The organism is Enterobacter sp. CP102 (genome assembly GCF_025152625.1).
GTDB lineage: Bacteria > Pseudomonadota > Gammaproteobacteria > Enterobacterales > Enterobacteriaceae > Enterobacter > Enterobacter soli.
The window spans coordinates 3,929,157-3,943,880 of record NZ_CP104014.1; the positions used below are offsets into that span (position 1 = coordinate 3,929,157).

Below are 14,724 nucleotides of genomic sequence, written 5' to 3' on the forward strand. Positions count from 1 at the left end.
AAGATTACCTGTTCTAATTTTATTAAGTTTGGAATAATTGCAAAAGTAATTTAAGTCTGTAACTGAGATGTACTCATCATCATCTTAAAATTATTTGTTGGTATATCATGAAAAAAGTCATTATTGTAAATGGAATACCTGCTTCAGGGAAAAGTTATATTTCCAGATTGGTATCGGAACATTACGGCCTTCCGATCCTGAGCATTGATGAAATAAAAGAACCTTTCATGGTGCAGTTTTCGGACATCATCGATAGACCGTTTAACAGAAGACTGGGGCATTCTGCTTATGAGTCGATGTTTAAAATTGTTGGTGCTGCTCCAGAAAATATCACATTTGTCATGGATGCCTGGTTTGGTTTTCGAGAGAAAGAGGTGCTGGCCAATTATCTGTCCCTTGCCGGAATAGAGAAAGTTTTAGAAATATGGAGCCAAATTTCACCAGACCTTGTTGCTCAGAGATATCAGTCCCGATGTGGGGAAAGAATTAAGGGGCATCCAGGTGAAGAATATATTCCGGAGTTAATTGCTCTGGCAAGAAAAGCTGTACCAATGCGTCTGGGAGACACATTGGTTGTTGATCAAGATGCCGGAATAGAACCGGAAAAAATATTTAGCTGGGTGAACAACCACCTTAATTAATGAATTTATTTAATTATCAGTACATGCAAAATGAGGAGTAATTATGAATAAAATGACAACATCTGAACGCCGCGGATATCAGATGATTTGCGACAACACCGGCTCAATGATGGTTGTTGCTTGTGACCAGCGAGGCGGTATGCGTACTCTCCTGGCATCTGACCCTGCCGAGCAGGCGAAAATCGGTAACGATGTGCTGGGTCTGACCAAATACGACATCACCAGTTATCTCGCTTCCGAGGCGGGCTGTGTGCTTGTAGACCCTCTTTGCGCTGTACCGGGCATTGTTGATGAAGGCGTTCTGCCACGCGACACTGCGCTTCTTATTGGTCTCGATGCATCTGGCTGGAAAGAATCACCGGAAGGCTACCGTATCTCCACTCTGGTTGACGGAATTGATGCGCGAAAAGTACGCGAATTAGGTGCGACTGGTGGCAAAATCATGGTTTATCTGCGTACAGATACACCTCAAGCCAACAGCGAAAACATCCAGACGTTGCGAGATGTCATTGCTGACTTCGCCCAGGAAGATCTGTTTTTGGTTGTCGAATTCCTGACTTACAAACTGAATGATGAATCTCAGGAAGACTTCGAGAAAAAAATCCCTTCACTGATCCAGGAAGGCTGCAAAGTTTGTATTGACTGTGGTTCCAAAGTACTGAAAATTCCGTTCCCGGGTTCAGAAGAAGCATGCCGCAAAGTTACTGATATTTGCGGAGATATCCCTTGGGCCGTTCTGTCTGCTGGTGTTGATCACTCGACATTCCTGGGCCAGGTCGATATCTCCCTGCGCAACGGCGCATCCGGTGTAATCGCTGGCCGTTCACTGTGGAAAGATTGTATTTCCCTGGACCGTAATGTTTCTAAAGAGAAACTATCTACCGTTGCAGTTTCTCGCCTCAATGACATCCAAAAGCTATTGTTGAAGTACAGCAAAAAAGCTGACTAATCACGTTTCTTTATCAGGTTGGTTGATTAACGTCAGCCAACCTTTTTTATTGGAGTTAAGCTATGACCATGATAAATCCAGAACTGGTGATTTTTGACTGCGATGGTGTTCTGGTGGACTCAGAGATCATTGGAATAAACCTGACACTTGATGTTCTACGCACCTATGGCTGCACTATTTCAAAAGAAGAATTTTCGGCATACTACAGCGGAATGGTCTGGAATAGTCTTATCAAAAAAATCAATGGTGACTTCAATGTCTCAGTCCCCTCTGGGGCTAATTATGACTTTTATGATCGTTTAACTCAGTCGTTTAAGGAAAAATTGTGCCGCATTGATGGTACGATGGAAATCGTTAGTAATATAACAAAAGCAACCTGTATTTGTTCTAACTCAGGTATTGAACAAATCAAATTCATGCTTGAACTCACCGGACTTAGGGAGTTCTTTACCGATACCGTGTTTTCAGCAACGGTACTAGGTGAATCGCGTTGTAAACCTAAGCCAGATGTATTCCTCTTAGCTGCTGATCATTTTCAAGTCCTTCCTGCGAACACAGTGGTTATCGAAGATTCAGTAACCGGTGTGACTGCTGCAAAAGCCGCTGGTATGTATACGGTCGGATTCATTGGTGGTTCTCATACCTATCCCCAACACGCAGAAAGGCTCCGTGCGGCCGGAGCTGATGTGATTATTAAATCAATGTATGAACTACCTCACTTGATTAGTCTTTGAGTAAATCTATTAAATTTTCTGATAACTGTCAGTTAATTACACTTTCTTCTTGGTAGAAAATCATACTTCAGTACAGAGGATACTATGACGAGGTCGGAGAAGAGTTTTTCAATTGCCGGGGTGTGGAGGGCACGAATATATGCTCTGTTGGTTGCCAGATTAAATCTTTTGGACCGATAAGATGAAATGAAAATGACGAAACATGTTACATTTAACGTATTCATAACCTCCTCAGTATGCTATAGCAGATCAAGCAATAGGGAAGTGAATATAATGATACGGATGCACAGGGTCAGTCGCACCGAGCTATCCGCTGTTTAACGTTTCATTGTGAGCGGAGGGCCAACAAGTCGTAATACCAGGTCCGGTGACTTTACATCAGAGACTGGAGTACACTCTTTATTCCTCCGCATTTCACCATCCGTATTCGTTCTGAAAATGAAATCAGCAATTGATGGATTTTATTGATTCTTTTCATTTTTATTCACTTCAAAAATTTTTTTGTAGGGTGTATGACTGGAATAAATAACAGTACTACATTCAGGCATGGCTATAAAAATGGAGTGACGGAAAAAATATCTGGTATGGCAGGCTCCATCCTGCCGATGAGAATCAGACTGGTTCAGATATATTATCTGTTATCCGCAATATACCCCAGAGAGGTCAGGTAAATTTTATCAATGCAGGCCTCCAGTTCTGACATGTTTTTGTTAAATTTCATAAACTCATCAACAAGCCAGAGTATCTCGGCATGGGTAATTCTGGGAAATAACTTCCGTTTCTGCGCCGTATATAGCCAGTTAATGGTGAAGCTTTTTCTCTGATTATCAGATTCAAAGGGGACTAATTTTTTTCGTAACCGCAGGGCAACTAACAGACAGTAATAAAAGTGGTTAATGTCCAGTAAATCTTTTTGCAGGTTCATCACTTGGATTCATGAATTGCCCCCTAAGGGGCAATAATTTAGTTAAAGAAGCGATACAGCCGCATTAAAAACACGGTCTGCAGTGATACCAAAGACTTCAAACAGCTGTTCAGCAGGTGCCGACTCCCCAAATGTCGTCATTCCGACAACAATACCGTTCAGACCAACATATTTGTACCAGTAGTCAGCAATGCCAGCTTCCACCGCAACGCGGGCAGTAACCGCCTTCGGCAGCACGGACTCACGGTAAGCAGCATCCTGCTTATCAAACGTATCAGTTGATGGCAGAGATACCACTCGTGCCCGTACCCCCTCCGAGGTCAGTTTCTCCCATGCTGTAACGGCCAGCTCGACTTCAGAACCTGTGGCTATGATAATGACTTCCGGATCCCGGTTGCTGTCTTTCAGGATATAACCGCCACGGGCAATATTTGCCAACTGCTCCAGGGTGCGATCCTGCTGTGCCAGATTCTGACGGGAGAGGATCAGCGCGGTAGGACCATCATGGCGCTCAACCCCATATTTCCATGCCACCGCCGACTCAACCTGGTCGCACGGCCGCCAGGTACTCATGTTCGGGGTCAGGCGCAGCGATGCCACCTGTTCAACCGGCTGATGCGTCGGACCATCTTCCCCTAGGCCTATGGAGTCGTGAGTGTAAACCATCACCTGACGTTGCTTCATCAGCGCCGCCATACGCACCGCGTTACGGGCATATTCCACAAACATCAGGAAGGTGGAGGTGTACGGCAGGAAACCTCCGTGCAGGGAGATACCGTTCGCAATCGCGGTCATCCCGAATTCACGTACACCGTAGTGAATATAGTTACCAGCGGTGTCTTCGTTGATTGGCTTAGAGCCGGACCACAGAGTCAGGTTACTAGGCGCCAGGTCAGCTGAGCCGCCCAGGAACTCAGGCAGCAGAGGACCGAAGGCTTCAATGGCGTTCTGCGATGCTTTACGGCTGGCAATTTTCGCCGGATTCGCCTGTAGCTTCGCGATGAATTCATTAGCCTTGGCATCGAAGTCAGACGGCATGTCACCTTTCATACGACGGATGAATTCAGCTGCTTCCTGCGGGAAGGTTTTCGCGTACGCCGCGAACTTCTCGTTCCAGGCCGCTTCTTTAACCTGACCGGCTTCCTTTGCATCCCAGTTCGCGTAGATATCAGCCGGGATTTCAAAGGCCGGATGATCCCATCCAAGATGTTCGCGCGCAGCAGTAATTTCACAGTCCCCGAGAGGAGCACCATGGACATCATGGGTTCCAGCTTTATTAGGGGAACCGAAGCCAATAACGGTTTTACAGATGATAAGTGTAGGCATGGTCGTGATCGATTTTGCTACATTAATGGCCGCACGAATGGAATCTGCGTCATGACCGTCAACGCCGCGGACCACATGCCAGCCATAGGCTTCAAAACGCTTCGCAGTGTCGTCTGTGAACCAGCCTTCAACGTGACCATCGATGGAGATGCCGTTGTCATCATAGAACGCGATCAGTTTACCCAGTTTCAGGGTACCGGCCAGGGAACATGCCTCGTGGGAAATGCCTTCCATCATGCAACCGTCACCCATAAAGGCGTAAGTGAAATGGTCAACAATGTCGTGGCCCAGCCGGTTGAACTGTGCAGCCAGCGTTTTTTCCGCTATGGCCATACCTACCGCGTTAGCGATCCCCTGTCCCAGAGGACCGGTTGTGGTTTCAACGCCTGCGGTGTAGCCCACTTCCGGGTGCCCCGGGGTTTTCGAGTGCAACTGACGGAATCTTTTCAGCTCCCCGATAGGTAGGTCATAACCGGTGAGGTGCAGCAGGCTGTAAATCAGCATGGAACCGTGGCCGTTAGACAGTACAAAACGGTCGCGATCGGCCCAGGACGGGTTCTGTGGATTATGATTCAGGAAATCACGCCACAGGACTTCGGCTATGTCAGCCATGCCCATCGGGGCACCCGGGTGACCGGATTTGGCTTTCTGTACGGCATCCATGCTCAGAAATCTGATTGCATTTGCCAGCGTTTTTCTATCTTTCATAACCAACCTCTGTCATTTAAGTGATCATAACTATTCATAATTACCGCTCAAAATAACTGTTGCGCGCACGCCAGCCAGTCGCTTTTAAATGGACGTTTAAGCGAAGTCACGGCTTCCGTAATATCGTGGTGAACCAGTTGCTCATTGCAGATACCAATGCAACGTCCACCGTAGCCCTGTAATAACAGTTCAACAGCATATGACCCCATCCGTGATGCGAGAATTCGATCATAGGGTACCGGTGCCCCGCCTCTCTGGACGTGACCCAGAATGGTGGCTTTGGTTTCCCGGCCGGTTTTTTCCTGAATGTATGTCGCCAGAGCATTCACATCACACATATGTTCCGTAATGACAACCAGCGCATGTTTCTTACCTTTCGAGATCCCAAGATGGATTTGTTTAATCAAGTCATCCGGGTTGAATTCTATTTCCGGGACGGCAACAAATTCACATCCACCGGCAATAGCAGAGGAAAGAGTCAGGTCACCACAATGCCTTCCCATGATTTCAATGATATAAATCCGTTGATGGGAACTGGAGGTATCGCGAATACGATCTATCGCTTCAACTGCGGTGCTCAGCGCAGTCATATAACCGATCGTATAATCGGTACCCGCGACGTCGTTATCGATGGTGCCGGGTAAACCAATACACGGGAAGCCCATTTGGGTCAGGCAATGAGCTCCCATATAGGAACCGTCCCCCCCAATAACCACCAGGGCATTTATGCCACGTTCTTTCAGATTATTTATCGCGACCTGTCGGATGCGTTCTTCACGAAATTCCGGAAAACGGGCTGAACCAAGAAATGTCCCGCCACGATTGATAACATCGGAAACACTATAACGATCCAGTTGGATCATTCTGTTCTCATGCAGTCCCAGATAACCGTCATAAATACCGAACACCTCCAGCCCCTCAGATAAGGCTGAGCGGGTGACGCTGCGTATGGCCGCATTCATTCCGGGGGCATCACCACCGCTTGTGAGAATACCAATCTTTTTAATCACGGTTGCTCCTGAATCATTATTTGTTTACCTAACTGATGGCAGCGCCTTCAGAAAAAATCGTTTCATACCCGCCACAGCGCAGAGACCGGTTTTCCTGACAATCAGGACTGCTCAGTGAATGGTGAAAAAACCTACCCGAAGACGCTGGCATCAGACTGGTAAGGCCGGTAACTGATACCGGCCTGATAAGGGTGTTACTGACGGCGCAGACCATACGCATCTGCCGCCCGCAACGCCGCAAGAATGCGTTCCGGAGTCACCGCGTAGGGCTCATTATGCATTGTCTCCCCTTCCTGGCAGGAAGCCGTAGCCACGGCCAATAGTTGATCGTCTGTCACATTACTCAGACCAATCTGTGCCAGTGTCGTTGGCAACCCGACGGATTCACAGAAGGTGTATACAGTGTCAATGAGCTCTGGTTCCCTGTCAGTCAGCATCAGCATTGCGAGTGTGCCGAAAGCTACTTTCTCGCCGTGCCAGTAACTGTGTGTCTCAGGTAATACGGTCAACCCGTTATGAATGGCGTGAGCCGCAGCCAGGCCCCCGCTTTCGAATCCGAGACCCGACAAAAGCGTATTCGCTTCAACGACATGTTCCAGAGCCGGGGTGACCATCTTCTGCTCACAGGCAGCTTTAGCGAGCACCCCGTATTTCAGCAACACGTCAAAGCACATACGCGCAAGGCCAAATGCGGTCATCGGCCCTGGGCGAGTGGTCATATTACCTGCCCCCTTAATACGGCAGTCTTCTGCTTCAAACCAAGTTGCCAGGGCATCACCCATCCCGGAAACCAGGAAGCGTGCAGGGGCGTTTGCGATAATCTGGGTATCAACCAGAACCAAGGTAGGGTTCTGTGGGATCATCAGATAACGTTTAAATTTGCCTTCCCGGGTATAAATCACCACCAGTGAGCTACACGGAGCATCGGTTGAGGCAAGTGTCGGAACGATAACAATAGGCAGGCCCAGCGCTGCACCTGTCGCTTTGGCTGTATCGAGGGTTTTCCCTCCCCCGATACCGACAATAACGTCAGCTTCAAAGGTTTTGGTTAAGGCCGAAATGCGTTCAATCTCTTCATCACAGCATTCACTACAAAAAACTTCAGACTGGGTGGCAATTTTATTGGTCAGCAAAGCATCGATACGCGATCCAATGAGTTTATTTACTGTGGGATCCTGAACGATAAATGCACGTTGCCCAAGGCGTAAAAGCTCTTCTGCAAGACATTCATCAAGCGCATTAGCACCCTGTACATAACGTCCCGGGAAAATTGCTGTAGTTACCATAATAATTTCCTTAAGTAATTACTTGTTGGATTGTTTAAAAAATTTTGCGATGACGTCCAGCTCCGCATTATTAACAACGACTGAGTATTTTTCACATAACGGCGTGATATGATTCATCAGTATGTTGTTGACAGGAGAGTCAGGCTTTTCCATATGCTTATGGGAATTATTATTTTTGGTTGATGAAAGACGATCAATAAGGCAAGCCATATGCATGCAAATACCGATAATCATATTGCTTGTAACATCAATATTAAGGTTTTCGGCACATTGCTGAATGAAACGACGAATATCCGGGAGGATATCTGCCGGTGAGATAGCATTCAACATGCTCTGCAGGGGTTCTATCATCAGTTGCGCCGTAGTCTCAATATCAATTAACTGCTGCAATTGATTGATACCGGTATCAGTTGATACGATGTTGACATTAAATACGGGTACCGCCAACGAAATGTCTAAAGGAGAAATTGCAGCAATAATAATATGAGTTGAGGAAATTTGTTCATACTCATGCATAAATTGATGTGTCTCAGTAAATTCAACCGGAATCACATCGAGATAGTTTTTCCTGTATGAAAAAGACTCCTCAATAATATTCTGAAGTACTTTCGCGGATCCTTCACCGGAAGTACAGATAGTGAGAATGGCAAGTTTTCGTTCTGCATCCCCTGCTGGCGGCACTGCTTCAGTTGACAGTTCAAGGATACTGAATACATTCAGTACCTCATTATACAGGTCATCCGCTTTCAGGCCGGAAATAGATTTTTGAACGGCCTCAATAACATGCAGGGTGCTGACAAGCTGAAGTGTTCTCGTTCTGATACCGGTATGCTCTTCAATCACTTTACCGATATGAGTCAGAGATCCCATATCCACGAGAAGTAGAACATCTGAGATATGCTCTTCACTGTTGATAAAGTCAATAATATTGTCCGTTATCAATTGAGGTTTAACATCCAGCGGCAGATTAAACCCGTGAGCAATGTTGACTCCCATCAGATGGTTTGCCGTCTCTGCAATGGAAGAGGCTGCGGCTTCGCCATGCATGACAACAATAACTTTAGTATGTGTATTTTTCCGGTTGCTGACCTCATCATAGAGTAAGATCATGGCCAGGAATCCCGCCTCATCAATTGGCAGGGTAACTTCAAGCTGACGTTCAATTAAACGCAATGAATCCAGCGCCAGGTTAAACAAACGAGGAAGTTCGACGCGAATTTTATTAAGGTTTGGGTGATAGATTTTTTTATTAGCTTTCACCCTATCAAGAGTACTTTCAATATGTTTAGCTAGTGCATACTTAAATTCCGGGCGGAAGTTTTTATGCAACTCAGTTTCACATAGCGTGATGATATCATCTGCAAGCGTGAGGATATTTCCGCTGATTAAATTTTCAATTTTATAGTTCGAGTGCTTATTGGCATGATTATAATTCTCCCTGAAGAATGTGGTGATAGCATTCTCGACATCAACCAACTCAGGCATACTTTCTGGCGAGGAACTGTCAAACAATTCGTGTAAGGCATCATAAACCGTATTGTCATTTAACTCCCCAGTATAATCAAAGGCCTGATCAGGGTAATAAATGGATGCCGACGTTTTGGCAGGCATATAACCATTCCATATCTTCCGGTGTTCAACATTGTCAAACAGAGCAGATTTAACATGATCAGGAAGAATACGACTGACAACTGAAATAGTTGTTTTTTTGCCTGATATATATTCAGCATATGCATTTGCACAGGAGAATTTTATATCAGTACGAAGCTGGCCAATATTATTCTCGCACTCATAACTCATAAATGCATTCAGGCTGTTTGCCGACACATGAATGGGTGCATTCAGGTGTTGTGCTTCAGCATTGATAAAGAAATTAACAAGATTATTCCTTTCCTGGAAAGTTCGCTCTTTCAGAGAAGGTAATCGTATAATCATCGGGAAGCGGCGGGTAAATGTTCGCAGAAGATGAGACTCTGGTTTTTCTGTTGTCGCGGCGAAAATACGTACATCAGCCTGTCGTAACGTATCCGTTTCTCCCATCCGACGGAAAGTTCCTTTATCGATAAAGGTAAAGAACATTTCCTGTCCTTCGGGAGGGAGACGATGCACTTCATCAAGAAACAGGATCCCGCCATGGGCTTTTTCAATTAGTCCCACCCGGTTCTCATCCAGACCGGTATAAGCTCCTTTTTTACTGCCAAAGAGCTGAGAAACCAATAACTGAGGGTTATTGGCATAGTCAGCGCAGTTAAAAACGATTAGATTAGAGTCATGTTTAACTAGCTGATTATCTTTTGCAAAATCGTACAGTAACTCAGCAAACATGGATTTACCGACACCAGTTTCCCCCAGAATAAGAATGTTCATGCCATTCGGTGGGTAGAGTACAGCAGCCTTAGCCTGCTCGATTGCGGCATACAGGCTTGGATTATCCTGACTGAATTTGCCCAGTATGGACAGTTCTTGGGTTTCTTTAATTTCAGGATTCGGAGTCTTAAGTGCAGATATCGGTATATCTACACTTTGTTGCGTTTCAACAGGAAAGAAGCGAACAGGTTTTCCGTGAACCTTTTTCACTTTTCCGGCCAGTGTCAGTTTATTCAGCTCATGACTGACATTTGCTCTAGAATAACCAAGTAAATCAGCAAGTTCCTGAGCAGTCACCCCGCCAGGTGCCTGCAACGACTGAAGTTTCTTGAAAATACGGTCAATTCTCATCACAAATGTTCCATCCAACGTATATATAACTCACTAAAATATGTATTAATTTTAATAGTTTTAAAGTCAGGGTTGTAACGCTTTTAACATGTATATGTCATTAACATTTGGCATGAGAATCAGGAGGAGAGGCTACCCCCTCCTCCTTATAGGTTTACTCAAGATTCGCGTGTCGGGAGAACATTTCCTCATCCGTCATGTTTTTGCGTACCTTGATAGTCAGGATTACGCTTTCACAGGCGAGAAGCAGTAATTGCTCAAACAGAGAACCAAGGGGTTGGATCGTTTTCACCGTTCCGGTACCCAGGTTACTTTTTTGCGTGGAGCCCGGCAGCACAATGGTAGTGGAGGACAACTTACCGATTGTGGAGTCAGGGTAAATAGTGATCAGGGCAATATTTGCCTCTTTATCGGCGGCTTTCTTCGCCATGGTCACCAGACTGCCCGTTTCACCCGAGCCGGAACCAATAATTAACAGGTCCCCTTTCTGGATAGACGGCGTAGTAGGCTCACCCACAAAAAATGCAGTGTAGCCGAGGTGCATCAGACGGTTTACAAACGCCCGAACCATAAAGCCTGAGCGTCCCGCACCGGCAACAAAAATACGATTTGACTTTTCAATCAGGTCTGCAAGGTTGTCGACGTCTTCCTGCTTAACCAGTTTTACAGACTGCTGCAGTTCTTCAACAATCGATACAAGCACGGTGTCAGCCATATTATTTAGCTCCCATCATAATCTGTTTGATTGCTGCCGCTTCAGCACGCGGATCTTTCTGATGCGTAATGCCGGTACCGACAATCAGAATGGCAGGTTTAAGGTCGACATATTTTTGTGCCGTACGTGAACTGATCCCGCCAGCAACAGACATCTGTGCCGTCTTCACGTGCTGAGCCATCACGCGAAGATCGTCGATTGGCTCACGTCCTGCGGCCTGCTGGTCAGCCCCGGTGTGAACGGCCAGAATGTGGGCGCCAGTGGCTTCCATCTGGGCAATTCTGCCTGGCATGTCCTCGACGCAGATCATATCGACGACGATTTTGCGATTATATTTTTCGGCAACCTCAACACAGCCTTTGACGGTTAATACGTCAGTCACCCCCAGCACAGTGGCATATTCAGCACCGGCCTCAAACGCCAGTTCGGCTTCATAATACCCGGCGTCCATGATTTTCAGGTCGGCAAGGACTTCTTTTTCAGGGAAGAAACGCTTAATTTCACGAACGGCACGCATACCCTCATCGATCACAAACGGTGTGCCAACTTCAATGATGTCGATTGAGTCATGAACTTGCTCAATCATACGAAGTGCTTTAACTAAATCAAGATCATCTAATGCAAGTTGTAATTTCATAATCTTCTATCCTTTTATTTCAATGATTAAATTTCTTAAATTCAGCCAGGACTTTAGTGAAAACTGAAGAACCAGGCTCAAGTCCGGTGAAATGAGTAATTGATTTTTCGATACCATTTGCAGAAATATAATTCTGCAACTCTACCGCCTGGACATCTTCAGGATTTTTGAACAGGAATACTGCGGCAATAGATTTAGGTAAATACTTCACTTCACCAACGAGTGACTCATAAGCTTCACACGGTGCAACCAGACGATCCGTTTTATCCAGTTTACGGATAGGAGATCGGCAGACACGTTTAATATCATCCTGTACCACATCCATCGTGAAGCGTTTAATATTTTTCTTGATGAAATGATCCAGCTCATCAAATTCAAAGCCGAATTTTTTAATTAACGCATCGGCTGCTTCATACATCATACCTTTGACATCTTCAAAGATATCTTTATCTGCAAAAGCCTGCTGAACATACTGATATCCTTTGATGAATCCTAAATATCCGGCGGCTGCGTGCCCGCAGTTACAGATATAAAGTTTTCTTTCAAGGTACATGGTCAGGTTGTCAGTGTAATCCGCACCTTTAATCGGTTCAGATTTAGTATCGACCAGACGATTCTGCTCAATGACCAGCTCAAACATCGTATCAATATCAAGATATTCCACACCCTCTCTGACATTCGTTAGCGCCAGACGGTCAACCGAAACGTTGGCGAAGCAGGCGATGGCATCCAGCTCTGCTTCTGTGATGATATCGGTGTGCTTCAGAACTTCTTTCCGTAAGCGATCAGAAGCGTAGAGGGCATTCTCACAGGCCAATACGTTGACCTTCGGCATACCTTTCAGTTTTCTCTCTTTCAGTCCTTTAGCAAGAATGGCTGAAATTTTCGGGAGATTATCTGCCCAGACAGAAGTGGTAATCAGATCCGCGGCCACGACGGAGGCTACCACGTCTTCAGGGCTCGTTACCGGAGAGACAGCATTAACATTAGTGATCGTTTTTTTCTCATAACCTTTATCAAGAAAATAAATATCGTAGGAATTGGTAGCATTCAGGCTGTCAACGATTTTCTGACCAACTTCCACAAATGTGATATGGTAGCCGCTGTTGTGTAGCAGGTCGCCAATAAACCCACGACCGATATTTCCCGCTCCGAAATGAACTGCTTTCATTCTTCATACTCCTCGAAAATTTTCACAATTTCTTCTGCAGATCCTGCATTCAGTAATTTTTCGACATTGTCTTCATCGGAACACACCATAGCGATTTTCCCAAGGATATCCATGTGGGTTCCATCTTTACCTGCAATACCAATAATGATTCTGGCCTCATCATCTTCACTCCATTTTATTCCCTGAGGGAGGCGAATCAGCGATATACCAGATTTAAAGATCAACCCATCAGAACCTGCGATACCATGAGGGACAGCAACGCCGTTGCCAACATAGGTAGAAATTACCCCTTCACGTTTGAGCATCGCATCAATATATCCGACATCGACATAACCATTATCAGAGAGTAATTTACCAACGGCAATTATTGCATCTTTTACAGAATGGACTTCTGTAGTCAGATTGATGTTTCCGGCGTTGAAAATTGTCATATTTTCCTCTTGAATTATCCGTTTTTCTGCACGTGCTCTAAAACACGATCATATTGTTTAGCTTCAATAAAATTCTTAATGGAAATAAACTGAGTTTGCGGATTTTTGTTATTCTGGCGCGCCCGGTTTAGTAAGTCAGCGTGTGTCACAACTAGATCCGTGTCTTCAGGAATACTGCTGACTGATGCATTCGCCACAGTTACGTCCAGCATAGCTTTTTTAGCCCTCGTTCTCAGAACAGAGGCGCCCATTGCACTGGAGCCCATACCTGCATCACAGGCCACAATAATCTTGTTGATTTTTCGATCTGTCAGATGTTCACCGCCGGCGATGGCCTCATTTTCAATACCTGCGACTGCAGCAGCCGGTGCCGTAGAAATGTGTGCTGCGGGGGTGTCCTCCTGATATTCTTCCCCGTCTTCAACGGGAGATTTATCAAGTTTCAACAGGATCCCGGCAACAATGGCAGAAACAATCAGGCCTGCGAAATATCCGGCCAGGTTAACCGTGAAGTAACCTTTTGGTGTCATCATCGCAAAGGCAATAACGCTACCCGGAGACGGGACCGCTACAGTACCGCCATCGAAGGTCTGGAAAATAAACAGGGAGGTCATGCTACCCAGAATCGGTGCAAGAACCAGCTTCGGTTTCATCAGGACATACGGGAAATACACTTCAGCGATCCCACCGAACATGACGATGATCGTCGCAGCTGGCGCAGTTTTACGTGCCAGTCCTTTTCCAAACAGACAGTAGGCCACCATGACACCCACTAACGGACCACTATTTCCTTCCACAAGGAAAAGGATTGAACGGCCATGCTCTACGACCTGTTGAATACCGAGTGGAGCCATGATGCCGTGGTTAATGGCGTTGTTGAGGAAGAGAACCTGGGCTGGCGCAACGAAGATACTCGCCAGTGGGATTAGGCTATGACTCAAAGCCCAGTTGACGCCAGCAGACAAAAAGCCAAGGATAAGCGAGAAGATGGGTTCAACGGCAGCATAGCCGATTACCATCAGGATCCCACCAATGATCCCGATGCTGAAGTTATCAACCAGCATTTCAAACCCGGGCTTGACGCGACCAACCAGCCAGCCGTCGAACTTTTTCATTATCCAGGCGGCCAATGGCCCCATGACCATGCCGCCAATTAGCATAGTTACAGAGGAACCAATAACTACCCCCATGGTTGCCAGAGCGCCGATGACCCCTCCACGGCGACCATGTATTGCGTAGCCACCGGTATAACCAATCAAAACGGGTAACAAATAGGTGATTGTAGGGCCAACGAGTTTGGCCAGATACTCATTCGGATACCAGCCCGTGGGGATAAATAAGGCGGTGATAATACCCCATGCAATGAATACACCTATATTCGGCATGACCATTCCACTGAGGAATGCGCCAAGCTTTTGAATCTTTAACTGTAAGGTATTCGGTGATGAACTCATTTTTTATTACCTTTTTGAG

The 14,724-nt window shown here is 45.9% G+C and carries 13 protein-coding genes; 3 read left to right on the forward strand and 10 right to left on the reverse strand.

The window, feature by feature from the left end; genetic code table 11:
- Window positions 1-107 precede the first annotated feature (107 nt).
- The 3 genes from N1249_RS18485 (at window position 108) to N1249_RS18495 (ending at window position 2,324) form a co-directional block, all read left to right on the forward strand.
- On the forward strand, window positions 108-641 hold the full coding sequence (locus tag N1249_RS18485) for an ATP-binding protein (protein ID WP_259831925.1): 534 nt from the start codon (window positions 108-110) through the stop codon (window positions 639-641).
- 43 nt (window positions 642-684) lie between these two features.
- Complete coding sequence (locus N1249_RS18490) at window positions 685-1,590, forward strand: tagatose-bisphosphate aldolase (protein WP_259831926.1); 906 nt, start codon at window positions 685-687, stop codon at window positions 1,588-1,590.
- Between the two features lie 62 nt (window positions 1,591-1,652).
- Window positions 1,653-2,324, forward strand: coding sequence for an HAD family phosphatase (locus N1249_RS18495; RefSeq protein ID WP_259831927.1), 672 nt, complete (start codon window positions 1,653-1,655; stop codon window positions 2,322-2,324).
- A 631-nt stretch (window positions 2,325-2,955) separates the two neighbouring features.
- Here N1249_RS18495 and N1249_RS18500 read toward each other — a convergent pair.
- The 10 genes from N1249_RS18500 to N1249_RS18545 form a co-directional block, all read right to left on the reverse strand.
- A complete protein-coding gene (locus tag N1249_RS18500; protein ID WP_259831928.1) occupies window positions 2,956-3,252 on the reverse strand; it encodes a hypothetical protein in 297 nt (98 codons plus the stop codon).
- Between the two features lie 39 nt (window positions 3,253-3,291).
- A complete protein-coding gene (tkt, locus tag N1249_RS18505) occupies window positions 3,292-5,283 on the reverse strand; it encodes a transketolase (protein WP_259831929.1) in 1,992 nt (663 codons plus the stop codon).
- Between the two features lie 47 nt (window positions 5,284-5,330).
- Window positions 5,331-6,293, reverse strand: a complete 963-nt coding sequence (gene pfkA / locus N1249_RS18510; RefSeq protein WP_259831931.1) for a 6-phosphofructokinase — start codon at window positions 6,291-6,293, stop codon at window positions 5,331-5,333.
- Between the two features lie 194 nt (window positions 6,294-6,487).
- Window positions 6,488-7,579, reverse strand: a complete 1,092-nt coding sequence (locus N1249_RS18515) for a glycerol dehydrogenase (RefSeq protein WP_259831932.1) — start codon at window positions 7,577-7,579, stop codon at window positions 6,488-6,490.
- An 18-nt stretch (window positions 7,580-7,597) separates the two neighbouring features.
- A complete protein-coding gene (locus tag N1249_RS18520; protein ID WP_259838219.1) occupies window positions 7,598-10,297 on the reverse strand; it encodes a sigma-54-dependent transcriptional regulator in 2,700 nt (899 codons plus the stop codon).
- Between the two features lie 154 nt (window positions 10,298-10,451).
- Entirely contained in the window at window positions 10,452-11,012 is a 561-nt protein-coding gene (hxlB, locus tag N1249_RS18525; RefSeq protein WP_259831933.1) for a 6-phospho-3-hexuloisomerase, read from the reverse strand.
- Between the two features lies 1 nt (window position 11,013).
- Complete coding sequence (gene hxlA / locus N1249_RS18530; protein ID WP_259831934.1) at window positions 11,014-11,649, reverse strand: 3-hexulose-6-phosphate synthase; 636 nt, start codon at window positions 11,647-11,649, stop codon at window positions 11,014-11,016.
- Window positions 11,650-11,668: 19 nt separating this feature from the next.
- Window positions 11,669-12,820 (reverse strand): mannitol-1-phosphate 5-dehydrogenase, encoded by a 1,152-nt coding sequence (locus N1249_RS18535; RefSeq protein ID WP_259831935.1) that lies wholly within the window; start codon window positions 12,818-12,820, stop codon window positions 11,669-11,671.
- Window positions 12,817-13,251, reverse strand: coding sequence for a PTS sugar transporter subunit IIA (locus N1249_RS18540; protein WP_259831936.1), 435 nt, complete (start codon window positions 13,249-13,251; stop codon window positions 12,817-12,819). Before N1249_RS18540 ends, N1249_RS18535 begins: the two co-directional genes overlap by 4 nt.
- 14 nt (window positions 13,252-13,265) lie before the next feature.
- Entirely contained in the window at window positions 13,266-14,705 is a 1,440-nt protein-coding gene (locus tag N1249_RS18545) for a PTS mannitol transporter subunit IICB (RefSeq protein ID WP_259831938.1), read from the reverse strand.
- Window positions 14,706-14,724 lie beyond the last annotated feature (19 nt).